General features: G+C 39.6%; 28 protein-coding genes. 25 read left to right on the forward strand and 3 right to left on the reverse strand.

Features of this window, described 5'->3' with window-relative positions; translation table 11 throughout:
• Nucleotides 1–20: 20 nt before the first annotated feature.
• From FTV11_RS08895 to FTV11_RS08905, 3 genes are all read right to left on the reverse strand, one after another.
• Nucleotides 21–1,274 (reverse strand): YgcG family protein, encoded by a 1,254-nt coding sequence (locus FTV11_RS08895; RefSeq protein ID WP_180073864.1) that lies wholly within the window; start codon nucleotides 1,272–1,274, stop codon nucleotides 21–23.
• Nucleotides 1,275–1,373: 99 nt separating this feature from the next.
• Nucleotides 1,374–2,099 (reverse strand): folate-binding protein YgfZ, encoded by a 726-nt coding sequence (locus tag FTV11_RS08900; RefSeq protein WP_257223224.1) that lies wholly within the window; start codon nucleotides 2,097–2,099, stop codon nucleotides 1,374–1,376.
• 117 nt (nucleotides 2,100–2,216) lie between these two features.
• Nucleotides 2,217–4,316: a multicopper oxidase family protein gene (locus FTV11_RS08905; protein ID WP_180073865.1), complete on the reverse strand. Its 2,100-nt coding sequence runs from the start codon at nucleotides 4,314–4,316 to the stop codon at nucleotides 2,217–2,219.
• A 591-nt stretch (nucleotides 4,317–4,907) separates the two neighbouring features.
• On the opposite strand from FTV11_RS08905, the gene acnD reads away from it, so the two are divergent.
• From acnD to FTV11_RS17120, 25 genes are all read left to right on the forward strand, one after another.
• The gene (gene acnD / locus FTV11_RS08910; protein ID WP_180073866.1) at nucleotides 4,908–7,526 is read left to right on the forward strand and encodes a Fe/S-dependent 2-methylisocitrate dehydratase AcnD; all 2,619 of its coding nucleotides are present in this window, start codon (nucleotides 4,908–4,910) and stop codon (nucleotides 7,524–7,526) included.
• A gap of 49 nt (nucleotides 7,527–7,575) precedes the next feature.
• On the forward strand, nucleotides 7,576–8,004 hold the full coding sequence (locus FTV11_RS08915) for a hypothetical protein (RefSeq protein ID WP_180073867.1): 429 nt from the start codon (nucleotides 7,576–7,578) through the stop codon (nucleotides 8,002–8,004).
• Nucleotides 8,005–8,049: 45 nt separating this feature from the next.
• Nucleotides 8,050–8,223 carry a hypothetical protein gene (locus tag FTV11_RS17110; RefSeq protein ID WP_257223225.1) on the forward strand — a complete coding sequence of 58 codons (174 nt, stop codon included), beginning with the start codon at nucleotides 8,050–8,052 and terminating at the stop codon, nucleotides 8,221–8,223.
• A gap of 219 nt (nucleotides 8,224–8,442) precedes the next feature.
• Nucleotides 8,443–8,763 carry a hypothetical protein gene (locus tag FTV11_RS17115; protein WP_257223226.1) on the forward strand — a complete coding sequence of 107 codons (321 nt, stop codon included), beginning with the start codon at nucleotides 8,443–8,445 and terminating at the stop codon, nucleotides 8,761–8,763.
• A gap of 75 nt (nucleotides 8,764–8,838) precedes the next feature.
• Nucleotides 8,839–9,069: an antitoxin gene (locus tag FTV11_RS08925; protein WP_180073868.1), complete on the forward strand. Its 231-nt coding sequence runs from the start codon at nucleotides 8,839–8,841 to the stop codon at nucleotides 9,067–9,069.
• Nucleotides 9,069–9,488, forward strand: coding sequence for a type II toxin-antitoxin system VapC family toxin (locus FTV11_RS08930; protein ID WP_078192327.1), 420 nt, complete (start codon nucleotides 9,069–9,071; stop codon nucleotides 9,486–9,488). The genes FTV11_RS08925 and FTV11_RS08930 overlap by 1 nt, the downstream gene beginning before the upstream one ends.
• 60 nt (nucleotides 9,489–9,548) lie before the next feature.
• Nucleotides 9,549–9,764, forward strand: coding sequence for a hypothetical protein (locus FTV11_RS08935; RefSeq protein WP_111884814.1), 216 nt, complete (start codon nucleotides 9,549–9,551; stop codon nucleotides 9,762–9,764).
• Nucleotides 9,765–9,891: 127 nt separating this feature from the next.
• A complete protein-coding gene (locus FTV11_RS08940) occupies nucleotides 9,892–10,467 on the forward strand; it encodes a DUF4126 domain-containing protein (RefSeq protein ID WP_111884815.1) in 576 nt (191 codons plus the stop codon).
• Nucleotides 10,468–10,641: 174 nt separating this feature from the next.
• A complete protein-coding gene (locus tag FTV11_RS08945) occupies nucleotides 10,642–11,106 on the forward strand; it encodes a DUF2569 domain-containing protein (RefSeq protein WP_180082307.1) in 465 nt (154 codons plus the stop codon).
• Nucleotides 11,107–11,323: 217 nt separating this feature from the next.
• Nucleotides 11,324–11,533 carry a hypothetical protein gene (locus tag FTV11_RS08950; protein ID WP_078191130.1) on the forward strand — a complete coding sequence of 70 codons (210 nt, stop codon included), beginning with the start codon at nucleotides 11,324–11,326 and terminating at the stop codon, nucleotides 11,531–11,533.
• 105 nt (nucleotides 11,534–11,638) lie between these two features.
• Nucleotides 11,639–11,896, forward strand: a complete 258-nt coding sequence (locus FTV11_RS08955) for a hypothetical protein (protein WP_180027257.1) — start codon at nucleotides 11,639–11,641, stop codon at nucleotides 11,894–11,896.
• A 752-nt stretch (nucleotides 11,897–12,648) separates the two neighbouring features.
• Entirely contained in the window at nucleotides 12,649–12,891 is a 243-nt protein-coding gene (locus FTV11_RS08960) for a DUF6868 family protein (RefSeq protein ID WP_078191128.1), read from the forward strand.
• Between the two features lie 106 nt (nucleotides 12,892–12,997).
• Nucleotides 12,998–13,702 carry a DUF1003 domain-containing protein gene (locus FTV11_RS08965; RefSeq protein WP_180027256.1) on the forward strand — a complete coding sequence of 235 codons (705 nt, stop codon included), beginning with the start codon at nucleotides 12,998–13,000 and terminating at the stop codon, nucleotides 13,700–13,702.
• Nucleotides 13,703–14,306: 604 nt separating this feature from the next.
• On the forward strand, nucleotides 14,307–14,765 hold the full coding sequence (locus FTV11_RS08970) for a GIY-YIG nuclease family protein (protein WP_180027255.1): 459 nt from the start codon (nucleotides 14,307–14,309) through the stop codon (nucleotides 14,763–14,765).
• 85 nt (nucleotides 14,766–14,850) lie between these two features.
• Nucleotides 14,851–15,516 carry a pseudouridine synthase gene (locus tag FTV11_RS08975; protein ID WP_078191125.1) on the forward strand — a complete coding sequence of 222 codons (666 nt, stop codon included), beginning with the start codon at nucleotides 14,851–14,853 and terminating at the stop codon, nucleotides 15,514–15,516.
• Between the two features lie 497 nt (nucleotides 15,517–16,013).
• The gene (locus tag FTV11_RS08980) at nucleotides 16,014–16,949 is read left to right on the forward strand and encodes a hypothetical protein (RefSeq protein WP_180027254.1); all 936 of its coding nucleotides are present in this window, start codon (nucleotides 16,014–16,016) and stop codon (nucleotides 16,947–16,949) included.
• 133 nt (nucleotides 16,950–17,082) lie between these two features.
• Nucleotides 17,083–17,469, forward strand: a complete 387-nt coding sequence (locus tag FTV11_RS08985; RefSeq protein WP_168378552.1) for a ribonuclease E inhibitor RraB — start codon at nucleotides 17,083–17,085, stop codon at nucleotides 17,467–17,469.
• A 329-nt stretch (nucleotides 17,470–17,798) separates the two neighbouring features.
• Nucleotides 17,799–18,245 (forward strand): SRPBCC family protein, encoded by a 447-nt coding sequence (locus tag FTV11_RS08990; RefSeq protein ID WP_078191122.1) that lies wholly within the window; start codon nucleotides 17,799–17,801, stop codon nucleotides 18,243–18,245.
• A gap of 45 nt (nucleotides 18,246–18,290) precedes the next feature.
• Nucleotides 18,291–18,659 carry a DUF488 domain-containing protein gene (locus tag FTV11_RS08995; RefSeq protein ID WP_180009302.1) on the forward strand — a complete coding sequence of 123 codons (369 nt, stop codon included), beginning with the start codon at nucleotides 18,291–18,293 and terminating at the stop codon, nucleotides 18,657–18,659.
• 156 nt (nucleotides 18,660–18,815) lie between these two features.
• A complete protein-coding gene (locus tag FTV11_RS09000; RefSeq protein WP_168378554.1) occupies nucleotides 18,816–19,157 on the forward strand; it encodes a zinc ribbon domain-containing protein YjdM in 342 nt (113 codons plus the stop codon).
• A gap of 162 nt (nucleotides 19,158–19,319) precedes the next feature.
• Complete coding sequence (locus tag FTV11_RS09005; RefSeq protein ID WP_180009304.1) at nucleotides 19,320–19,682, forward strand: 5-carboxymethyl-2-hydroxymuconate Delta-isomerase; 363 nt, start codon at nucleotides 19,320–19,322, stop codon at nucleotides 19,680–19,682.
• A gap of 265 nt (nucleotides 19,683–19,947) precedes the next feature.
• Nucleotides 19,948–20,283, forward strand: coding sequence for a YegP family protein (locus FTV11_RS09010; protein ID WP_180009306.1), 336 nt, complete (start codon nucleotides 19,948–19,950; stop codon nucleotides 20,281–20,283).
• Between the two features lie 183 nt (nucleotides 20,284–20,466).
• On the forward strand, nucleotides 20,467–21,150 hold the full coding sequence (locus tag FTV11_RS09015) for a DUF2939 domain-containing protein (protein WP_180004734.1): 684 nt from the start codon (nucleotides 20,467–20,469) through the stop codon (nucleotides 21,148–21,150).
• Between the two features lie 25 nt (nucleotides 21,151–21,175).
• Nucleotides 21,176–21,622 carry a nuclear transport factor 2 family protein gene (locus tag FTV11_RS09020; RefSeq protein WP_218946117.1) on the forward strand — a complete coding sequence of 149 codons (447 nt, stop codon included), beginning with the start codon at nucleotides 21,176–21,178 and terminating at the stop codon, nucleotides 21,620–21,622.
• A 212-nt stretch (nucleotides 21,623–21,834) separates the two neighbouring features.
• A complete protein-coding gene (locus FTV11_RS17120) occupies nucleotides 21,835–23,214 on the forward strand; it encodes an AI-2E family transporter (RefSeq protein ID WP_257223227.1) in 1,380 nt (459 codons plus the stop codon).
• The last annotated feature ends 7 nt before the right edge of the window (nucleotides 23,215–23,221 follow it).

Raw genomic sequence — 23,221 nt, forward strand, 5'->3', positions numbered from 1 at the left:
TCGCAACTTCGTTTTAGGTATTACCATGAACCCGATGCGCCGCCGCCGCCTGAGCTTCCTCCTGAATCTCGTGAGGAAGATGAGGAAGAACTACTTGAGCTGCTTCCTGATGAAGAACTGCTGCTTGACGATGAAGAGCTGTAACTAGAGGAAGAAGACTGACTTGATTCGTTCGTTCTATTGAAAGGATTTAAACGCTCATATTGTTCATCCAACATTTTTTGACGTGCTTTTTCTTGTAAATATTGATTATAAAAAGCGGTGAGATAGGTGTTTTCAGTACCTGCTCTGAATCGATATAAAAACACTGCATATCTTAATAAAAGTAAAATAAAACAAGTGGTTATGGATGTTAATATAATGAGTGATATTTGAGGATAGAATTCAATGAAGTAAAAAATCCCGAAGCCAAATAAAGCAAAAATCTGAAGTGGTAAGCTGTATAAAATAGTTTTAAGTAATCTGTATGGTTCATTGAAGGGAAGAAATATAGTCAACATAAAAGGGGCATAAAGAGGAATAGATGCGCAAAGTAAAAATGCAATTTTTCCAAAATTTAAATAACCAAAAATCAAAAGATGAATAAAAATTTCAAAGATAAGGAGTCCAATAAAAGCACCTAAGGCACCATTAGTACCAAATTTAATAATCACTTTTGTGTAACACCAATAGAGTGGGATACACAATAAGAATGATAGAAATATTCCAGCTATTGTTTTTAGAATGTGATCTATTTTTTGATCTTCGTTTTTAGGTTTACCAAGAGTAATTGATTTATCTAGTAACTTTTTTTGTGTTTCTTTAAAGCCATTAAAATAGTCATTATTTTGGAAATTTGGAGCGAGTGTGTGTCGAATTATGCGCCCAGCTTCTAGATCAGTGAAATCTCCCTCTAAACCATAACCTACCTCGAACCGCATTTTACGATCATCTTTTGCAACCAAAAGTAGTAAGCCGTTATCGAGCTTCTCATTGCCAATTTTAAGTTTATTGAATATCTCAAGTGCATATTGATCAATAGGTTTTCCATTGGTCGAGGGAATCATCAAAATTTTAAAGTCGATATGCTTTTGCTGATAAAGCTGCTCGTTTTGCTTTTTCAACTGGACAATTTCATCGCGGGAAAGCGAGTTGGTTTGATCGACCACATTGCTATTTTTTAGCTCTTCCAATACTGCTGAATCTATCTCGCCATAAATATTTGGTGATATAAAACAACTGAAGAGAATGAGGCAATTCAATAAGAAAAAGCGAAATGGGAAAGGGATGAGCATTTTTATAAATCTTTATATTTTGTTGTAATTTTAAATAGTAATCAGAATAAGAGCCAAACAACTTTTGTAATTTGGCTCTTATTTTCAAAATTAAGATGCTTAAGCAGGACGTGCCACATCACCATTCAAAGCTTCAGGCAAGGCTAAAACAGTTACATCTAACTCTTCCAAAGCTTCTGGACGAGCAACAACCAATGCTACATAACCATTTTCCACAGCTGCGCTATTGACTACTTGTACGCCTTTATTCAGCTGTTCGCCTTGTGCAGGAGTAGCGCCTGTACCTGAAATCGCATGCAGCCAAGCTTTCGGTTTGGCTTTAAACCATAAGCGTGCAATCACTTCCTGACCCAAATAACAGCCTTTGTCATAGTGGACACCTTCACGCTGATGTAGACGTAACTCTTGCGGTTGGAACACATGTTCAATAGCTTGGTCGATATAGGCCTGACCCGCTTGAATCGCTTGAATTTCCCATGCAACAACATCCGTCGGTTCCGAAGTAAATGTCGTTTCATCACCAACTAAACTCGGAAAAACTGCACCAGTTTCTTCAAGTTTCATCTTAGAAAATGCACCATATTTTTTAATATGTTTGGCAAATTCTTCGGCTTGATCTGCCGTTGTGACAATAGAAAAACTTTCAGCACTGTGTTTGGTGAGCCATAAACCAAAATGAATACGGCCTTTGAGGTCGCAGATTGCAGTATAACGTGTTGCATTTTCTTCAAGGCGTTCAACATGCAAAGTCACTTGCCCTTGTAGAAATTTTTGTGCATCGACACCGTTGAGAGAAAAAGATGTGAATGCCATAGACGTTGTCATGACCAGCCTCAGTATAAATTTTAGATATCATTAATCATGTTATTTTGCAGCAAGCCGCAGTGTTAGGCAAACAAAAAGCCCATATTGATATGGGCTTTTGTACAGCAGAGATCTGTCTTAGTGATTGTGTGTCGGCATATCGCTTGCAGTCATATCCATAGTGGAATGATGTGAAGGCGGTTCACTATTACAATCATATTGATCGCCACAAATACGCACGGTTTCCATCATGCCTTGATCTTCATGGTCTAAAATATGGCAGTGCAGCACAAAGTCGCCTTCAAATTTTTCGTATTTACTGCGTACAAAGATTTTATAGCCCTGTTTGACGAAGAGCGTATCTTTCCAAACGCCTTTCATTCCATGATATTGCGAGTCAATATTTCCTGCACCATCTTTATCTGAGCTGCCGATCGCACTGACATCGACACCATTTTCATTCAATATTTTCACGACTTGGAATGGATTGACATGAATATGGAAGGGATGACTGGCAACATTACTGCTTAACTCCCACTCTTGAGTTTGCCCGATTGGAAGCTTGCGGACATAGCTATGGTGGGTATGGTCTTCATCATGGTAGGCATCGCCAAAGCTGATCAAGGTACCTTCTTCGGCATGACGAATACCAAATTTAAAGCTGCCATCTGTATTGAACAGAATGTCAAAGTTGGTGATTTGCTTCGCCATCGTTTTGAGCATTTCATCGACTTCAGCGGTCATTAAACTCGCATGCGAGATAAAGGCTGATAAATCACCCTGTTCGAGCTGTGCAATTACTTCTGGTGCCAGTTTCAATTGGGTGGCCTGACTTTTTAAGAAGTTAAACGGCGTTTGCTGTGGTAGTTGGGTTGCTTTTACATTGACCCAACCGAGGAGCTGTGTATTGAGTTTTTCTTCTGGTGCCCGACGAAGTAATGGACTTGATTCAGGCGCATTAATTTCATCTTCCAGATTGAGCTTGGCATCGTATACACAGTATTTATTGGTGGTCGGGAAGGAGAGCATGGCATCAAAGCGATAACCCGGCTGAAAAATTTCAATCCCTTGCTTTTGGATTTTCCCCATGGTCAAGCCGTCTTGTGCAAGGGTATATAACGGTAATGTTTTCAGCGTTTTAAACTGTGAAGACATCGACTTGCTTTGATACTTTTGACATTCACTAAGGGTTTGCTCTGCGGTAAAGAGCGCAGAATCAGGCAGTTCTTTGATGGTCAAACCAATGGTGTCACGGATACCGCCGTGAATCATGCGCCAGCGGTGGTATTGGTTCTGATCCACCTTAATTTCACCAAACATTTTGCCATTGATACTGGTAAAACGATTTTCATCGGCCCAAGAGGTCGGTATATCGAGTTTTGAATAATCTTCTAAGCTATAGATGCAGGGTGTACCATTCACTTGGCTTAAATTGCTGTCGCAATCTTCATTGTATTGAATCTGCTGGAACAGCATGATTTTTTCATGGTCATACTGCTGGGTTTTTTGATTTTTCCATAAGATGTCCAAATCACCAGTCTGCTGAATTTGCCCCTGACGAATGACGGGTTTTCGCTCTCCCTCAATAATCAAAGGGCCAGCCATGCCACTTGAGACCTGAATCGCGGTTGAACCATGCACATGCGAGTGATACCAAAATGTTCCCGCAGGATGATTCGGTTCGATCTTAAATTCGTAATGAAAATCTTGCTGAGGCTTTAAGCTCAAAAATACGTTGTCACTATTTCCTTGCGGGCTAACCCAAAGACCATGTGTATGTAAATTTGTGGTGTTAAAACAGTTCCCTTGGTTAATATTGGTTACTGGACTTGGACAGGTCTCCGTCGATTCAACAGGGAGATGATTGACCAGATGAATTTTTAAATTGTCACCTTGTTTTGCACGAATTTGTGGGCCGACCAGCACATCAGAAACACTGCCATCGCTATTTTTCGAGTTCCAGAGTTCAGGTTTAGTTAGATAGCCTCTGACTTGTAATAGGTCATTTTCACCGGTTTCAGGGTCGTATAAGGCTTGGCGTTTATAGGCAATTAGCAGTTCATGTTCACCTTGTGCATTGGCTTTCAAACGTGGTGGATTCGAGACGACAGTCGGTGAGTCTACTTCCTCTTCTTGAATCGTCGAATCTGTTGTCGATTGGTCGTTGTCGCCACAGGCAATGAAGCTGAGACAGCTTAAGAGGCAGCCAGCCCCAATGATGGTTTTAAATTTTGTCATGATCTTTCCCCAAAGCATAATGACGGTAGAACAGTAATCGCAGATTTATTTAGCTAAGATTTTGTAAATATTGTGATTATTTTGGCGAGTACAGCGAGTTACTGTGCTTGTATGTCGTGCTTTTATTATCTGAGAGAGGGGTGATTCGACGCTATCCCTGCAAATAGGGATAAATTGAGAATTAAGATAAAATAAATAATAAAACCGTGTTTTGATTCACATTATGGCTTTAAGGCGCCATGAGCTAATGAAGTAATTTAATGCCTTGATTATTAAATACTAAAATTGATAAGACTGATTATTAACCAAATTGGTTGATATTTAGATTAAATATTATGCAGTGCAATTTACCTTAGACTAAAGAATGAGGCGGATTTGCAGCTATTTTTCAAAAAAATTCATATTTAGAGCGAATATTCCAAAGTTAGTGTAACTAAATATTTCAAAAACCCCTATTTTTATATTTAACTATATGAAATATATGAGATTTGGGAAATGGGTTTTCGGCAGTGTAGTATGCCTATCGAACAAAGATGAATTGTCTATGAAAAAGACAACGCAAAAAAATGAAAGACCGAGGGCAGGAACGCTATGAACAACAACTACCGTAAACCGCTGCAAGGCACCCAGCTAGAATACTTCGATGTACGCCAAGCCGTAGAAGATATTCAGCCAGGCGCATACGCAAAACTCCCATATACATCTAAAGTCCTTGCAGAGCAGTTGGTTCGTAAATGCGACCCTGCAATCTTAGAACAATCTTTAAAAGAGCTGATTAACCGCAAACAAGACCACGATTTCCCTTGGTACCCTGCACGTGTGGTGTGCCATGACATCCTCGGTCAAACAGCCTTGGTTGACCTTGCAGGCTTGCGTGATGCCATTGCAGATCAAGGTGGCGACCCGTCAAAAGTCAATCCTGTTGTTCCAACACAGCTGATTGTTGACCATTCTCTAGCTGTAGAGTTTGGTGGTTTTGACCCAGACGCTTTTGAGAAAAACCGCGCGATTGAAGACCGTCGTAACGAAGACCGTTTCCATTTCATTGAATGGACCAAGACAGCCTTTGAAAATGTCGATGTGATCCCTGCGGGCAACGGCATCATGCACCAAATCAACTTGGAGAAAATGTCTCCAGTAATTCAAAACCGTGAAGGCGTAGCATTCCCAGACACTTGCGTGGGCACAGACTCACATACGCCGCATACTGATGCATTGGGTGTGATTTCTGTCGGTGTCGGCGGTCTAGAAGCTGAAAATGTCATGCTCGGCCGTGCATCTTGGATGCGTCTGCCAGACATCATTGGTGTAGAACTTGTTGGTCAGCGTCAAGCGGGCATTACCGCAACTGACATCGTGTTAGCACTTACTGAATTCTTGCGTAAAGAACGTGTCGTCGGTGCTTATTTAGAGTTCTTCGGTGAAGGTGCTGACAGCATGTCAGTGGGTGACCGTGCAACGATCTCGAACATGACCCCTGAATATGGCGCAACGGCAGCGATGTTCTACATCGACCAAAACACCATTGATTACCTGACTTTGACAGGCCGTGAAGCGGATCAAGTGAAATTGGTTGAAGGCTATGCCAAAGAAATCGGTCTTTGGGCGTCTGATATGACCGCTGCGGAATACCCGCGTGTACTGCGTTTTGATTTGTCGAAAGTAACCCGTAACATTGCAGGGCCATCGAACCCGCATGCACGTGTATCGACGGCTGACCTAAAAGCCAAAGGTATTGCAGGCAACTTAGAAGCAGCACGTGCGCAAGAAGCAGAAGGTTTAATGCCAGATGGCGCGGTGATCATCGCGGCCATTACCTCTTGTACCAATACTTCAAACCCACGTAATACCGTGGCTGCAGGTTTGCTTGCACGTAAAGCCAATGAGCTTGGCTTAGTACGTAAACCTTGGGTGAAATCATCTTTTGCACCAGGTTCTAAAGCAGCCGCTTTATACCTAGAAGAAGCAGGTGTACTCGGTGATTTAGAAAAACTGGGCTTTGGTATCGTGGCATATGCATGTACCACGTGTAATGGTATGTCGGGCGCGCTCGATCCAGTGATTCAGCAAGAAATTATTGACCGTGATGTGTACGCAACGGCGGTACTTTCAGGTAACCGTAACTTTGACGGACGTATCCATCCATACGCAAAACAAGCATTCTTGGCTTCGCCTCCTTTAGTTGTGGCGTATGCGATTGCAGGGACGATCCGTTTTGACATCGAAACTGATTCATTGGGCAATGACAAAGATGGTAACCCAATTTACTTGAAAGACATTTGGCCGTCTGATGCTGAAATTGATGCATTAGTAAAAGAAGCGGTTAAACCTGAACAGTTTAAGAAAGTGTATATCCCAATGTTTGACTTGGGTGAGCGTGAAAAAGCGGCAAGCCCGTTATACGACTGGCGTCCGCAAAGTACTTATATCCGCCGTCCGCCGTATTGGGAAGGGGCTTTGGCTGCACCGCGTACCTTGTCAAATATGCGTCCGCTTGCGATCTTGCCTGACAATATCACCACAGACCATTTATCGCCTTCAAATGCGATCATGATGGATTCGGCTGCAGGTGAGTACTTACATAAAATGGGCGTGCCTGAAGAAGACTTTAACTCATACGCAACCCACCGCGGTGACCATTTGACTGCGCAGCGTGCAACATTTGCCAACCCGAAATTGTTTAATGAAATGGTGGTTCGTTCTGACGGCACGATCAAACAAGGTTCAAAAGCGCGTGTAGAGCCTGAAGGCGAAGTGATGCGTATGTGGGAAGCGATTGAAACTTATATGAACCGTAAGCAGCCGCTCATCATCATTGCAGGTAAAGACTACGGTCAGGGTTCGAGCCGTGACTGGGCTGCCAAAGGTGTGCGCCTTGCAGGTGTAGAAGTGATTGTGGCGGAAGGTTTTGAGCGTATTCACCGTACAAATTTGGTGGGTATGGGTGTGTTACCGCTTGAGTTTAAAGCAGGGACTGACCGTAAAACCTTGAAGCTTGATGGTACTGAGCTTTATAGCGTGATTGGCAATATTGCGCCGCGTTCTGACCTGACTTTGGTGGTAGAGCGTTCAACTGCTGATGGTAAAAATGAAATCATTAAAGTGCCTGTGACTTGCCGTTTGGATACCGAAGAAGAAGTGCATGTGTATGAAGCGGGTGGTGTGTTGCAACGCTTTGCACAGGACTTTTTAGAAGGGAATGTGGCTTGATTGAGAGAAAGGCTCCAATTTAGGAGCCTTTTTTCTGGAGGATAATATTTTGGAAAATGAGGATATTTTTCATAAGGTTTTTGAGTTAGAAGAAGCAATCATTAGTTATTTTAAAGACCTAAATAAGCAGGGTGTATGGTTATTTTTAGCTATCTTAGGTGCATTTAGTGCTCCAAATGATTATTTAAAATGGCTAGCTTTTATAATAATCATTATTATGGTAGCTCGTGAAGTTGTTAATACTAAGGCTTGGTATTTAGCAGAGAATAATAATTTCAAAAAGATGCTTAATCTGTATGAAAATAAAATTGATCAAAGTGATATAGATTTAGCGTATAAAAATATATTGAAAGAAAGACTTATTCAATTAGATCAAAAATATTTTACATTTGGTCTTACCTCAGTGAATATAGGTATTAATTTTTTTCTTGCAATGATTTTTTTAGCAGCATCAATTACATATATGATTTTAAAATAAAAAGTCGGTTGACTGTTATTAGTAAAACTACATTCAGGAGATGAGATGACGGATAACAACTTAAACACAAATTTTCTCGATACCAGGGTTGCAACTTACAAGGCAGTAGTAGGTTTAGTACCAGGTTTTGGTTCTATACTTTCAGAAATTGTTGGGGCTATTATTCCAGATCAGCGAATGGATAGATTGGTTAAATATATAAAAATATTAGATGAATAAGTTCAGCAAATAGACAGTGAATTTTTAGAAATTGTTAGAACTAATGAAGCAGTTATTGATCTTATAGAAGAAGGATTTGTTCAGGCATCTAGATCACTCACAAATGAGAGACGGGAATATATTGCAAATTTAGTTTGCAATGGGATATCGGATGAAGTCAAAAATATTGCAGATAGTAAGTATGTATTAAAGTTACTAGGTGAACTTAATGATCAGGAAGTGATTTGGTTACGTTCTTTTTTAGATCCAACAATAGGTGGTGATCAGGAATTTCGTCGTAAACATGAAAATGTACTTGAGCCGATTAGAGCCTATATTGGTGTGGATGATAGTATCTTAGAACAAAAAGATATTCAGGAAAGTTATAAATTACATTTAGAAAGGTTAGGACTTGTTCGATCAATTTATAGAGTTGACAGTAAAACGAAGTTACCAAAGTTTAATAATCACGGGGTGCCTGAGATTTCTTATAGATTGATTACTCCACTTGGTAAGCTAATGCTAAAGAGAATAGGTCTTTTAGATTCTACGAATTTGTAAATGTTTTAATGTAATTGAAAAACACTTGAAAAATACCTATCATGAGGTATGTATCAAAATACATGGAGTCGCCTTATGACTACCGCAAAAGTTTTTATGACAGGGCGTAGTCAAGCCATACGCTTACCTAAAGAGTTTCGCTTTGAAGGCAAAGAAGTAGAAATCTTCCGCCGTGGCGATGAGGTTATACTGCGAGAAAAACCAGTCACAGCAGAACAGTTATTTAAAGTTTTGGCACAAATGCCAGACGACTTTTATGCAGAAACAAGAGTGGATGAACCACCGCAAGAACGAGAAGAGTTCTAATGCCAACACAATATTTATTAGATACCAATATTTGTATTTATATCACCAAGCATCAACCCGAAATTGTCCGTCAGCATTTTGAAAAACATTTACCTGACGGCAATATTTTTATTTCAGTGATTACTTTGGGGGAACTTCGCTTTGGTGCGGAAAAAAGCCAATGGAAAGACAAAGCTTTCAAAGTTATCGATGAATTAACTTCAATCATTCCTGTTATAGAGTTAGATGAACACACCGCCGTACACTATGCTCAAATTCGAAAACAGTTAGCGCTTCAGGGGCAAATAATTGGCAATAACGATTTATGGCTAGCTGCTCATGCACGATCAAATAATTGGGTCATGGTCACAAACAATGAAAAAGAATTTCTGCGTGTAGACGAACTGCAAGTAGAAAACTGGCTCAGCAAATCTCTGTAAACCCACCAAAATTTCCATTCGAAATTATGCTTTGCCTAAATGCCATTATCAATTGTCGAAATGACCAATAGACATTCATCACAAGAGGGTTATACTGAATCTACCATTTCTAAAAACACATGGAGAACAAAAATGGTTACTGCTGGTCAAAAACCCGGAACAGGCTTCTATTTTTGTGTTCAATGCGGACACCGCGTCTACTTAGAAATTGGTACTGATCGTTTACCACCGTGTACCAAATGCCAAGGCAATCAATTTAACAATAAGAATGCTTAAGCTGCAAAACACTAACAGTTATCCGCTGTTTAGAAAGAAAAGCCCTATCACTCGATAGGGCTTTTTGCTAACGTATAACACAGCATATATAAAAACAAATTGTACGTTTGACCATTCGGAGAAGCCCATGGAAACAATATTAGGACTGTGTATTGGTATTGGCTTAAGTGCTGCCTGTGGTTTCCGTGTCTTTGTACCTTTATTGGTGATGAGTGTTGCTTCCATTTTAGGACTATTCGAACCGATGAAAGGATTCGAATGGTTGTCTATGCCTGCGGTTTGTATTGGCTTAGCAATTGCGACGGTTTGTGAAATTGCAGCTTACTATATTCCTTGGGTAGATAATGCGCTCGACACCATTTCAACACCTGCAGCCATGATTGCAGGGACGATTGCCACAATGGCAGTCAGCTCAGGTGAAATGTCACAGTTTGCCAGTTGGGCTGCAGCAATTATCGTGGGTGGTGGTACAGCAACAGCAGTGCAAATGAGTACTGTCGCTGCGCGTGGTGTATCTACCGCAACCACAGGTGGCGTTGCAAACCCCATCTTATCTACAGGAGAATGGATTGGTGCTGCAGTCTTGTCAGTATTGGCCTTTTTAGTTCCATTTTTTGTTGTGATCTTAGTGATTGCAATCGTGATCTGGCTGGTTCGCCGCATTCGTCAGAAACGAACTGTACAGGTCGACACCCCTTTATAAACCAATCAACATTTCACTCTAAAATGAATCCATCTTTTAGAGTGAGTGATCTGCGTTATGCTTAATAAATATAGAAATAAAAATCCGAAACTGAGTTTTTCAGCGTTTGATAAAGATTATTAAAATTATGAGAAGTGATACAAAAAAAAGAACAATCAGAGGAATTTAAAAGGTTTGGGCGGGTGGCTTATTGTGTTGGGGATAAAAATTGTCCTATCACTACTATTGCTTTCATTTGATATTTATAGCCTATATCAACTTTTTCAAAATGAGGCGTTAAGTCAAATAAGTGATCAAAAATCGGAACTTTATTATCCAACTCTGATGTATTTACTCTATATAGAAAGCATCTTAAATATTGTATTTTTCTTACTTTCAGTTTGTGCTGTCTACTTATTTTTTAGTAAGCATCTTTACTTTCCAACATTCTATATTACGTTTATGGCAAGTTTTTTATTGGTACAGTTATGTGATAGTGCCATTTTGAGTGTGCTATTCAGTGATAAAAATGCATTTGATACAGAGACCATCATGCAGTTAGCGACGAGTACTATGGGTTGTCTGATTTGGACGCCGTATTTGTTGATGTCAGTTCGAGTGAAAAATACCTTTACTCAACATTCAAAGCACTCGGCTTAAGCACATAAATTTGATCAAACAATTGCAACTATCTGTCCTAAAAGAGCACATCATTCTGCGTTTAAGTCATCCAAGAGACGCCTAAAAATATCTTTAAAATATGGTTGATTTTTGAACAATAAAGGCATAATTTTATTATGTGATTATAAATCACATAATTTTTATATGGATTTATTAATCATTTGAATTTTATAAAAAATAATGAGGGGAATGGTAGATGATTAAATTTATAGTGGATGAAAATGCCTTAACGAATGGCTCGCATTTAATTCACAATGGTACGCAAGGATGTGTAGACATGCCGCAATTTGACCAGCAAATATTGATTGGTTATTTTGCCAATTTCGAACTCGCTTATAAGCGTGCACGAATGAGCTGGCCAACAGAAAAAGTTGTCGGTTGCGATAAATGCTGTAGTCAAAGCTAGAAATTCAACATGCATTAACCTTGAAATAAAGCTGTATATCCAAGAAAAATGGCGCAGAAATTGCTAACTAAAAAAGGTAATCGCGTTATTAATAGGATATACAGCATGACCACAGAAACCATCCGTTCTACAAAATATCCAGCAGAGGCGCATGCCTATGCAGCATGGCCTTTGATCCTGATCATCATTGGTGGTGCGATTGGACTGGTATATGCCGTGATTGCATATCTGATCAATCTCAAAATATATGCATCAGACCTCAGTCGAATGAATAAAATTTTGGCCAATTTACTCTGTGGCATGGCGGCATGTAGTGGTTGGTGGTTTAGCGCACACTGGGTACAAAGCTATTTAGCTCATTGACCAATACCTCGTTGAATAGATCAACCCTAATATCGGCAGAACATGGATAGGCTTAGATCTCTACTCAGAGGACGATACTTTGTGAGTCGTGTTCAACCTAGATGTATGAAGTTAAGGGGGATGAATGCTCAGTGGCTATACATTTTAAGTTTGACGCTGTATTTGCACGTTTGAGCTGTTGTAAAAGAAAATTTTCTTATAATTGGACAAATCTGCAGATAAAAAACGCTGAAATGAGCTGAAAAGATAAAATATCCTGCTAAATCTAAAATGGCTGAAAAAATTTGCTGAATTTGTGGAAAATTAGAAAAACTTAGGAAATTAATCCCGATGCCCTTTGGTTAAAGTATATCTCAAGGGTGTGATAGAGATTGAAAAGAGTAGCATGCTGTCAGTGGTGCAAAACACGCGTACAGTACTCACCCAAAAGGTCTCGATTCAGCTTAGGACGCTATAAACCAGAAGTTTATAGGCTATAAGATCATGACTTATAAAGTGATGATAGTTGAAGTAAACAACATTGTTTTCTCTTATACCACCCCAAAAATTTAAGCCAAAATAAAAAAGAATAATAAATCATTACTCCTTTAATCCGCACAAAACAAACCACACCAGTTAAATCAGCACAAGCTCAAAGATCGTCAGGCATCTCTCTTAAAAATAGTCCAAATCTAAGCGGAAATTTAAAAGCAATATTCAATTGCTCGAAAGGGGCATAAACTAAGGATAAAAATACGCTTAGGAGATTTGCCATGAACTTGAGTCATTTAAGCGATTTCTTGCTGTATAGCTTAGTGATTAACTATCTGATTTTAATCATTTGGTTTGTGGTATTTGTCTTTGCTAAAGATTGGATGAAACGCCTGCATGGGCAGTGGTTTAAGCTGAGCGATCAGCAGTTTGACGCTATTCATTATGGTGGAATGGCTGTCTATAAAATTGGTATTTTACTTTTGAATTTAACCCCCTATATTGCATTGCACTATCTAAAATAGGCTTAACCATAAAAAATACTGAGTGTAAAAGCACAAGCTGCTTGCATTAAATTTAGGCAAAACAGTATGCTCAAAAGAACATAAAATTCAATTGGGCAAGGCAAGAATGAACGGGAAAGTAGAATGCCGTACTTGTTTGGTGTGCAAAAAAAGTTTCCCACTGAAAAATATGATTCCAATGGGAATCGTGCGTAAAGTCATTACAGAAGAAATTGCACAGGATTTTCCTGAATCTGGTGCTCAGGACTATATATGCCAAACTGATTTGACCAAATACCGTATGCAATATGTACAGTCAATTCTGAACTCCGAACAAGGCGAAGTCTCCAATTTAGAATATGAAGTGCTGAACAGCATGCAGCAGCATGATCTGATTAGCAAAAATGTTGAAGAAAAGCTGGATCAGCAGTGGAGTTTTGGCGAAAGGCTAGCGGATAAAATTGCAACATTCGGCGGTAGCTGGGCATTTCTTATTTGTTTTACATTGTTTTTAGCAGTGTGGATTTTAGTCAATACGGTGGTAATGGTGAAGCATCCTGCTGATCCTTATCCTTTTATTTTGCTGAATTTGATGTTGTCTTGCCTCGCTGCCATACAAGCGCCCATTATTATGATGAGCCAAAACCGTCAAGAAGCTAAAGACCGCATGCGTTCGGAAAATGATTATCAAGTGAATTTAAAAGCTGAATTAGAAATTCGCCATTTACATGAAAAGATAGATCATTTGTTGATGCATCAATGGGATCGTCTTGCCAAGATTCAGGAAATTCAGTTGGATTTACTGTCCGAAATGAGTAAAAAGAAGCAATAGTGTGCTTTGAACAGCATAAATAATTGTTATTTGAGTACTAAGTCTTGGCGAAAATTCTCGGGAAAAGTCATTTATCAGATGGAAAAAATGCTAAAACATGATACAAGAAGAAAATATTTTCAATATATCTTTAAATGTGAAAAATATTTTTAAAATAAGTCAAAAATAGTAATTTTCAGGGAAACAATCCCTCATCGATACCACTACTATATATCTCAAGGGTGTGATAGAGATTGAAAAGAGTAGCATGCTGTCAGTGGTGCAAAACACGAGTACAGTACTCACCCAAAAGGTCTCGATTCAGCTTAGGACGCTATAAACCAGAAGTTTATAGGCTATAAGATCATGACTTACAAAGTGATGATAGTTGAAGTAAACAATACTGTTTTCTCTTACACCCTAAAAAATTTTTAAGAATTCAATCGAATAATAAATCCTTCCATCTTTTTCAAAATTCCAAACTTCGCATTCATTCCAGACAAACTTTGATCATTGCTGATGTAATGAATATCACGCAGAACAACTCAAACTTAATCTAAGCTTCGGATTGTCCTTTTTCACAAAGTTGTTATGCTTAACTATCTAAATTTTAAATAATTTTATTATGGGTTATCTTGATCAATTGATACAGGATTGTCTGCAGGCACAGCAGACTAAAGCTGAGCGTATATTTGAGTTTTCAAGTTTTGATGATCTTGCTCTACACGCACATTATATTTATGTGATAGAGCAAGTTGGTGGCGATATACAGCAGACATATCAGGACTATGCTGCATTTAAGGCATTGAAAACCCATACTTGCGCCAAGTTAAATCAACCCAATCACATTCTGTATGTCGGATCATCACGGACAGGTATAAAGAATCGTTTAAAACAACATTTAGGTTTTGGGCCTAAACGAACCTATGCCTTGCATTTATCGCAGTGGTTTCAGGGCAAATATCGCATCACACTACATCAGTATCCTTTAACCACGAGTGCAAGCATCTTACAGTTACTGGAGGATGATTTGTCTCATTCATTAGCACCAGCCTTTGGTAAATTGGGGACCAATAATCGTTAGGGTTAGACCTGATCGGCCAAAGTCGATTGACAGCGAATTAGTCAGTTGTTATTTTGCCGACATTCTCCCAGTACACAGTCTATCCATGCCTTTAGATCCCAACTTTGTCTATGCGCCGCCTCAAGGTCCTCTACGTATTTTGTATGAAGATGCAGACTTGGTTGTTATCGAAAAACCGGCGGAATTGTTGTCGGTTCCGGGACGTTTGCCTGAGCATCATGACAGTGCCTACCTTCGTGTTTTGGAGCAGTATCCTGCTGCAAAAATTACCCATCGTTTAGACATGGCAACATCAGGCATTTTGATGTTTGCGAAACACCGCGATGCAGAAGTGGCAGTGAGTAAAATGTTCCAAGCGCGGACGGTTCAAAAGCAATATGTGGCTTTAGTTCAGGGCAAACTTGAAGGTGAGGGCAGTGTTGAAGTGCCCCTCATTACGGACTGGGAAAATCGCCCACGTCAGATGGTGCATTTTGAATTGGGCAAACCCTCAAAAACCTTGTATCAAGCCATTAGCTATGACGCAAGCAAGGACATTAGCCGAGTATTATTAACACCAGTGACAGGGCGTTCTCATCAGCTACGTGTACACATGATGCATATTGGGCACCCAATTACAGGGGATCAACTGTATCACCCGAATGCAAAACAGAGCTCACTCGGACGGATGGCGTTACATGCTTGCGATCTGGCATTTACCCAGCCTTTAACTCAACAAGCTGTTCATATTCATTGTGCGGCAGAATTTTAAAGCATATTCATGTGAATGCTCATTGTTCATAAAAACTGCTGCATTGAATTAAAACCTTTGGGACTCGTAAAAAGCGCAGAATATCTACAGCTTTAAATAGGTTTTTCTGCTTAAAAATGATTCATGATATACACTATATCCCCAATTCTGGGGATATATAAATAATTTAAATATCTCTATAAAGTATGTGAAAAATTTAGAAAGATTGATATTAAATTTCTTTGTAGCTTTTAGTAAATAAACGCCATTTTTAAGGTTTTATTATATTTTCTAATGAATATTGAATGATTACTTTTTTAATATAAAAATATTTTATTAAAATGATTTAAAACAGCATTTTAGTTAAATTGTGTGCAAGTGTGTATTTGGTCAGATAAATACAGTTTTTTGCATTTATTCTGCTAATATGAAATAAATTATTGATTTTAATTTTTATAAATTTGGTTTGTTTTGGGGAATAAACTTAAATTATTGAAGCTTATTTTGAGGATTGGCAAATGATCAATATTGCTTTAATCGTCCTTATCATCCTATTAATTGTGGCTCTCCTTTTTGTTTATAACCGCAAATTGAAAAATGATAAAACCCTACGTTCACTGCAGGAAAACTTCGATCGTGCGCGGTTAAAACTGGCTGAAACAGAGTCGCAACAAGATGAACTGAATTATGAAATCAGTCAATTACGCATTCAAAACAGTGGCTTAAAAATCCAAGTCGATAAAGTAGCGAAATATCAACATATTGTGGATATTGAACAATATGTTGAGTATCGAACTTTACAGGCAGATGGCTTGTTAGAAGTCACCAAAGCCAATGCAGATATCATGTTGAATGATATTCGCGCCAAGATCGAACAAGTGCGTCAGTATTTGAGCAAATATCAAGAAAAAGCCAAATTACAAACGCAGGAACAAGCCCGTGCCGAGTTAAAAGGTTTATATAGCCAAGCGCTGGATCAGCAGCATTTGGAAAACATCAACCGTGCTTTGGACAACAAAATACGGGGCTATCAGTCAGCGTTCTTTTTGCCTTTACAGAGTATTTTAGATCAGCTGATGGATGGTATGAATGAATCTGCGGCAAAGCAAAATTTGACTGCGGTACGTTGCAAAATGATTGATGCAATGGAGCAGCAATCGACTGCAAACTGTAATTATGTTGATGAAGAACGTCGTTTGGCTGCGATGCAATTATTTACATTGGTGTTTAATAGTCGTGCTGATTTGTATTTAGCCCAATTAAATACCAAAAACTTAGGTGAGCTATTGCAGGCTTTGGCGGATGATTTCACCTTGCTCAATGCGCATGGTGTACATTTTAGTCAGGCACGGGTACTCGACAGTTATCTACAATTACGCTTAGAAGAATTGAAAATGGCAGCTTTGGTTTTACATCTCAAAGAAACTCAGGCCCACATGGATGTTGTGGTTTAATTTGAATTGTTATCAGAAAGATCACTTCGGCGGTCTATTTCTGATTAAAGAGATTTCGCTAATGCAAATTGCAACAATTATCCGTTAATCTAAGTCAACAGAATAAAATTCATAAACGATAAGGGAAAGTACAATGACTCGTGATTTTAAACAATTTCCAGATGATGATAATGGCAATGTGCTGTGGCAGATGCAGCAAGATGGTGATGATTTATCTGTGCCGCACGAAATCGAATATTCAATTGCCTTTTCGAACGAAGCGCAGGCTGAACAGTGTGCATTGTATTTATTGAAAGAAGAGCAAAAAATTTCGTTGTTCCAAGATGAAGAATCAGATCGCGTGGAATGGATTATCACGGTCTATGTCTATATGGAACCTGATTATGAAGATATCGTTGATTTAGAGCAGTGGTTTATTAAAATTGCGGAACAACATTCGGGCGAATATGATGGCTGGGGTTGTATGGCTTATATCTATGAAGATGATGATCTGGAAGAAGATGAAGCACAATTGAGCTAAGTCTCACTATTGCATCTTTAGCAACAAGAACCCAGTCTTTCAACTGGGTTTTTTATTATTTAAATTTTAGAGAAATTGTGTAAAATTTTGATTTTTCAATATTTTTATAAAAATCAATATAAATGCAGCTCACAAAACATAACACGGCATTGCGTTAAAGTGATGGGATCAATCTGTAGGATTCACTATAGTATTGAACAGCAATGACCTTTCTCGCATGTCTCAAAGCTGTTTCATTTAGAACGTTTCAGTGTGATAAAAATGGACGATAAAGCGAGGGTGAATGCATGTGGATGATTCAGTGAAAACAATGACACAAGGACATCATCATGAGCAATACTGTTCGATTACATCGTGTTTTTAGTGCGCCTGTAGAGCGCGTTTATCGTGCCTTTGTGGAGCCAGATGCTTTGGTGAAATGGATGGCACCGCATGGATTTACGGCCCATGTGGAGCATTCGGATGTGCGTGTAGGTGGCTCGTACCGCATGTCGTTTCAAAATTTTTCAACGGGAACCACACACGCTTTTCATGGTGATTATCATGAAGTCGTGCCGAATCATTTACTGCGCTATACAGACCAATTTGATATGCCAGAGTTAGCTGGTGAAATCGAAGTCACTGTTGAGTTTAAAGCGGTCTCCGTAGGAACCGAAGTGACGATTGTACAGGCAGGGTTGCCGAGCGTTATTCCACCTGATGCCTGTTATTTGGGGTGGCAGGAGTCTTTACAGTTGCTGGCTTTTTTAGTGAATCCAGCGATCCCCGATGAATAATCTGAAGAATGATCGAAAAACTATAAATAGGCGAAGGAGGGCTTAATGACTGTACACATTAAACGTATTTATGATGAGATAAGCCCAGACGACGGTAAACGCATTTTGGTCGATCGCTTGTGGCCGCGTGGTATCAGTAAAGTGAGCGCAGAGCTAGATTTGTGGCCGAAGGCATTGACGCCATCTACAGATTTACGTCGTTGGTATCATCAAGATGAGGCAATGGCTTCTCGATGGGACGAGTTTAAACAGCGCTATTTGCAAGAAATACAGCCACATCAAGCCGAGTTGGAACAACTACGGGCATGGGAAAAAGAGGAGCCACTAACCTTACTCACAGCGGCTAAACATACGGATAAAAATCATGCGCATATCTTAAAAGCGTTAATATTAAACACCTCATTAGATATCTAAAATTTAAACCTTCAAGTGCTGTAGCGTTGTGAAATTTACGACCTTCACAAGGTGATTAAACCATACGATATTTATGGTTTTTAAGTTCATGAAATACATAAAAATGTTATATTAAGTTTTTATGGATTTTTACATCCATCTTTTTTGAGGTCTTTTATGTCTTTACCCAATTGTCCCCAATGTAATTCTGAATATACCTATAATGATGGTGACTTACTGATTTGTCCTGAATGCTCACACGAATGGCGTGAAGGCGAAAGCGCTGCAGATGAACAGGTGCTGATTAAAGATGCCAATGGCAATGTATTGGCCGATGGCGACACGGTTACTGTGGTGAAAGATCTTAAAATTAAAGGCTCATCGTCAGTGGTGAAAGTTGGTACCAAAGTTAAAAATATTCGACTTTTAGCTGATGCAACAGATGGTCATGACATTGACTGTAAAATTGATGGTATCGGGGCTATGAAACTCAAATCTGAATACGTGAAAAAAGTTTAAGTTTCGTTTTTGTTCGCTCTAAAGCAACCTTCAAGCATCCTAAGCGAAGTCAACACTTGGCTTAGGATGTCTACTTAAACATGAAATTGATATCTAATCCGCTATAGATTTTACTTTTCAGCCTGCATAATAGACGCATTACAGGTTTGAAATGTCTTTACTATGCCGCATATTCATTTGGAATATTCCAATAACCTTGACGTCGAAGCTCGACCTTTACTTAAAGCGCTAAACGCTGCCTTATTTGAATCGGGTCATGTGAGTGCCATCAATGATATTAAGAGCCGTGCTGTCGCTCAACAAGATTTTGTTGTGGGCTTGGATGAACACGCTCAACATGCGTATATGCATGCCAAAGTTTCATTATTGACGGGTCGAACGGTCGAAGTGCAAAAGCAAATTTCATTGTTGTTATTGGACGTGCTGAAACAACATGTCACAGCTTCAGTAGTAGAAGTGCAACTTTGTGTGGAAATTTTAGAAATGAATAAAGCGACGTATTCAAAGCAGATCGTGAGTTCTTAAGACATTCATTACATGCAGAAACGCGCATATATTTTGAAATACATCATGCTGTAAAAATGATGAAATCTGACTTCGGTCGGATTATTTTTTATTGGAATTATTTATTAAAAAATCCCTTTTTGATTAAATTTTGAGCTTTATACTGATCAAAAAAGACATTGAAAAATGTGACCGAGTTCATTTATATTCTGTAGATCAGGTTGAATTTCCAACAACAAATCCTGATCGAATAATAGATAAAACAATGAAAATGAAGGGGTAACCTATGTCGGGATGGTACGAGATCAGTCACTCTAATGATCAGCAGTTCCGTTTTGTTTTAAAAGCGGGTAACGGTGAAATCATTTTAACGAGTGAATTATACAAAGCGAAAGCATCAGCACAAAACGGGATTGAGTCTGTACAAAAGAACAGTGCAGATGACAGCCGTTTTGAACGACTGACAGCCAAAAATGGCAAACCTTATTTCAATTTGAAAGCGGCAAACCATCAAATTATTGGAACTAGCCAATTTTATGCCAGTGAGCAATCGCGAGATAAAGGCATTGAATCAGTTAAAACCAATGGTGCAAGTACCCAAATTAAAGATCTAACAGTTTAAATTTGCAATAACCTGATAGAGATAGTTGAAAGGGAATAAACCCTGATGGCTCATCAAAATCACTAGGTCAAAAGCAATATGGTTCTCAGATAAGTGCTGTTGGGTTGGACGCTATTCAATCAGATCAGGCTTATTTGACGGTACAAGGAAGTACCACAACTTCACTGGCTAGAGTGGTGAACGATGAATAAGCAGAATCATATTTTGTATTATGGGCTCATTACGATTTTGATCATCGTCATGGGTTGGATGATTGCGTCTCCGTATTGGGTGTTGTATCAAATACGTCAAGCCTATGAGCACAATCAACCTGAAAAAATTGCTCAATATATCGATTTTGCGGCAGTCAAATCGAGTCTAAAACCACAAGTTGAAGACCTCATTCAACAGAAAACTGGGCTACAGCATTTACCCGAATTTGCCCAGTCTTGGGGTGGGCAGCTCAGCACAGTCCTCAGTGCAACGCTAGTCGACAGTCTGGTCAATCCAACCAGTATCATGCTGCTTTTACAAGGCAAAGCATTAAAAGAGTCGATCCAACTACCAGAAATAACCAAACTGACCAATCCGAGCATGATTAGCCCAGGGATTGAACTATTCACGCATGCTGAAAATAAGGTCGCAGAACAACCTTATGCGTCAACACTATCCAAAAATGACGAAACTGCAACCGCTGTTGCTTTAAAGCAAAGCCAGCCACTTGAACCCAAAGCCAGCTATAGCGCTTGGAATCGATTTGATCTGTATGTGCCGCTCCAAGGCCTAAGCGAAGAAAAATATACCGTATTTAGTATGCAACGCCGCGGTTGGAGCTGGAAGATCGTTAAAATTCAACTTCCAAACGCCGCCCAGAACAATGCTTCATAAAAAATAAAATAAATAGGTGCCAGAGATGCAAGATAAAATCAAAATAGTTGGTGACCAACAGGCCGCTGACGAAATTCTGCAATTTTTAGCCAATTGGGATGAGGTCATCTGCCAATTGAAAATTGAAAATATTGCTGAATCCTGCGCAGCAGATGTGTACTTTTTTGATGCCAGTTGTGAAATGCGTGGCTTAATGGCATATCAAAAAATGTGGGAATTTTATCGGGAGTATTTTCGTGAAGGCTTAAAGGTATTTAGGCGGGAATTGGTCATCCATGCAGATCCTGATATTGCCTTTCTGCACTGTTATTCCAAAATTGATGATCAGAGCGGGATACCGACGCCGGGGATCTCGTGGTGTCGTAATACCATTGGGATGAAAAAAACGCAGTCTCAATGGAAGATCGTTCATCAACATATCTCTGTTCCAGTGGATATTGTGACTCATCAAAGTAAAGTGATTACCTTTTAATTCCTCTCGAAACGCAGTATGAAAACAGAGCTATAAAGCTCTGTTTTTTTCTTTGCAAATCATTACATGAAATGCGTATGCAGCCCTAAAACTTCAGCCTAAATTAAAAAATAATGACCATCGTTCAGGATAAGAAAATGGATCATAAAAATAATAAATTAGCGCAAGATTTTGAATCATCACGATCAGGTCAAAAGTAAGGCTTGCAAGACTTGAACGCAACGAAGCAAATGCCCCCTGCAGACTTACATAAAGTGATTCGAATCACGGCAGGATTTATCATCGGCAGTTTGCTGATTGCCGCCTTATATCTTGGCAAAGATATTTTTATTCCATTGGCACTTGCAATTTTATTGGCTTTTTTAGTTGATCCTCTGGTGATGAAACTCCGTGGTTGGGGACTACCACAGATGCCATCGATTTTTATTGTGGTCGGTTTGGCTTTGGCGATTTTGTCCGGCGCGGCCTCTTATTTGGGTTATCAACTGGGGCAATTAAGCCAAGAATTACCGCAATATCAGGGCACGATTCAAAAGAAAATGGATTCTATTCGTCAATTTGCACGCGGCCCGAGTGTTTGGGATGGCGCAAAAACCACCATAGATACCGTTGAAAATTCGATAGATGATGTGGTGCCTGAAGAGAAAAATCCTCAAGTGCAGCAAGTGAAAGTGGTGGGGCAACAACAAACTACGGCTGAAGCGGTCATGGCTTGGAGCGAGCGGGTGCTCAATCCCTTGGCAACTGCGGGTATTGTATTTTTGTTTGTGATTCTGATTTTGGTTAATCGGAAAGATTTGCATGATCGTTTCCTCAAGCTGCTGGGCGGTAATTTAAATATCGGAACTGACGCACTAGATGAAGCGGCCAATCGTATCGGTAAATATTTACGTATGCAGCTGATGGTCAATGTGACCTACGGTATTCCGATGGCTTTGGGACTTTGGTTTATTGGGGTTCCGGCAGCAATTATGTGGGGAATGGTGGCGATTGTGATGCGCTTCGTTCCCTATGTCGGCCCGATGATTTCCGCGATTTTCCCCATTGCATTGGCTTTTGCGGTAGATCCCACATGGAATATGGTGCTGTGGACAGTCGGCTTAATCCTGCTCTTGGAATTGGTCAGTAATAATATTATTGAGCCTTGGTTATATGGGGGAAGTACTGGACTTTCGACCTTAGTCATTATTATTGCCGCCATGTTTTGGACGGCGGTGTGGGGGCCAATTGGTTTAATTTTATCGACGCCTTTAACCGCGTGTTTATTGGTGCTTTCGAGCTATGTGCCATCCTTAGGTTTAATTAAAACCCTGATCGGTAGTACACCTGCATTGGCGCCGCATGAGCGCTTTTATCAGCGATTGGTCGCTGATGATGTGCAAGATGCCATGGATGTTGCACAGACTTTTATTGCTGAAAAGTTACCGAAAGATGCCATGGATGAAATTAAGGCACGTCGGGTCAATGCGTTTTATGCCAAAGTGGCGATTCCAGCCATACGGATTTTTTCGAGCGGACACAACACCGAGGCTAGTGCAGAGCATCGACTACGCTTACATCAAGGCTTAAAGCTGTTTAATCATAGTTTTTAACGGGCAT

The sequence above is a fragment of the Acinetobacter sp. YH12231 genome (genome assembly GCF_013417755.1).
Lineage (GTDB): Bacteria > Pseudomonadota > Gammaproteobacteria > Pseudomonadales > Moraxellaceae > Acinetobacter > Acinetobacter amyesii.

What these genes read in the sequence shown, in the direction of transcription:
- FTV11_RS08895 (WP_180073864.1), bottom strand. Translation starts at nt 1,274, where the DNA reads ATGCTCATCCCTTTCCCATTTCGCTTTTTCTTATTGAATTGCCTCATT.
- FTV11_RS08900 (WP_257223224.1), bottom strand. Translation starts at nt 2,099, where the DNA reads ATGACAACGTCTATGGCATTCACATCTTTTTCTCTCAACGGTGTCGAT.
- FTV11_RS08905 (WP_180073865.1), bottom strand. Translation starts at nt 4,316, where the DNA reads ATGACAAAATTTAAAACCATCATTGGGGCTGGCTGCCTCTTAAGCTGT.
- acnD (WP_180073866.1), top strand. Translation starts at nt 4,908, where the DNA reads ATGAACAACAACTACCGTAAACCGCTGCAAGGCACCCAGCTAGAATAC.
- FTV11_RS17110 (WP_257223225.1), top strand. Translation starts at nt 8,050, where the DNA reads ATGACGGATAACAACTTAAACACAAATTTTCTCGATACCAGGGTTGCA.
- FTV11_RS08925 (WP_180073868.1), top strand. Translation starts at nt 8,839, where the DNA reads ATGACTACCGCAAAAGTTTTTATGACAGGGCGTAGTCAAGCCATACGC.
- FTV11_RS08930 (WP_078192327.1), top strand. Translation starts at nt 9,069, where the DNA reads ATGCCAACACAATATTTATTAGATACCAATATTTGTATTTATATCACC.
- FTV11_RS08935 (WP_111884814.1), top strand. Translation starts at nt 9,549, where the DNA reads ATGACCAATAGACATTCATCACAAGAGGGTTATACTGAATCTACCATT.
- FTV11_RS08940 (WP_111884815.1), top strand. Translation starts at nt 9,892, where the DNA reads ATGGAAACAATATTAGGACTGTGTATTGGTATTGGCTTAAGTGCTGCC.
- FTV11_RS08950 (WP_078191130.1), top strand. Translation starts at nt 11,324, where the DNA reads ATGATTAAATTTATAGTGGATGAAAATGCCTTAACGAATGGCTCGCAT.
- FTV11_RS08955 (WP_180027257.1), top strand. Translation starts at nt 11,639, where the DNA reads ATGACCACAGAAACCATCCGTTCTACAAAATATCCAGCAGAGGCGCAT.
- FTV11_RS08960 (WP_078191128.1), top strand. Translation starts at nt 12,649, where the DNA reads ATGAACTTGAGTCATTTAAGCGATTTCTTGCTGTATAGCTTAGTGATT.
- FTV11_RS08965 (WP_180027256.1), top strand. Translation starts at nt 12,998, where the DNA reads ATGAACGGGAAAGTAGAATGCCGTACTTGTTTGGTGTGCAAAAAAAGT.
- FTV11_RS08970 (WP_180027255.1), top strand. Translation starts at nt 14,307, where the DNA reads ATGGGTTATCTTGATCAATTGATACAGGATTGTCTGCAGGCACAGCAG.
- FTV11_RS08975 (WP_078191125.1), top strand. Translation starts at nt 14,851, where the DNA reads ATGCCTTTAGATCCCAACTTTGTCTATGCGCCGCCTCAAGGTCCTCTA.
- FTV11_RS08980 (WP_180027254.1), top strand. Translation starts at nt 16,014, where the DNA reads ATGATCAATATTGCTTTAATCGTCCTTATCATCCTATTAATTGTGGCT.
- FTV11_RS08985 (WP_168378552.1), top strand. Translation starts at nt 17,083, where the DNA reads ATGACTCGTGATTTTAAACAATTTCCAGATGATGATAATGGCAATGTG.
- FTV11_RS08990 (WP_078191122.1), top strand. Translation starts at nt 17,799, where the DNA reads ATGAGCAATACTGTTCGATTACATCGTGTTTTTAGTGCGCCTGTAGAG.
- FTV11_RS08995 (WP_180009302.1), top strand. Translation starts at nt 18,291, where the DNA reads ATGACTGTACACATTAAACGTATTTATGATGAGATAAGCCCAGACGAC.
- FTV11_RS09000 (WP_168378554.1), top strand. Translation starts at nt 18,816, where the DNA reads ATGTCTTTACCCAATTGTCCCCAATGTAATTCTGAATATACCTATAAT.
- FTV11_RS09005 (WP_180009304.1), top strand. Translation starts at nt 19,320, where the DNA reads ATGCCGCATATTCATTTGGAATATTCCAATAACCTTGACGTCGAAGCT.
- FTV11_RS09010 (WP_180009306.1), top strand. Translation starts at nt 19,948, where the DNA reads ATGTCGGGATGGTACGAGATCAGTCACTCTAATGATCAGCAGTTCCGT.
- FTV11_RS09015 (WP_180004734.1), top strand. Translation starts at nt 20,467, where the DNA reads ATGAATAAGCAGAATCATATTTTGTATTATGGGCTCATTACGATTTTG.
- FTV11_RS09020 (WP_218946117.1), top strand. Translation starts at nt 21,176, where the DNA reads ATGCAAGATAAAATCAAAATAGTTGGTGACCAACAGGCCGCTGACGAA.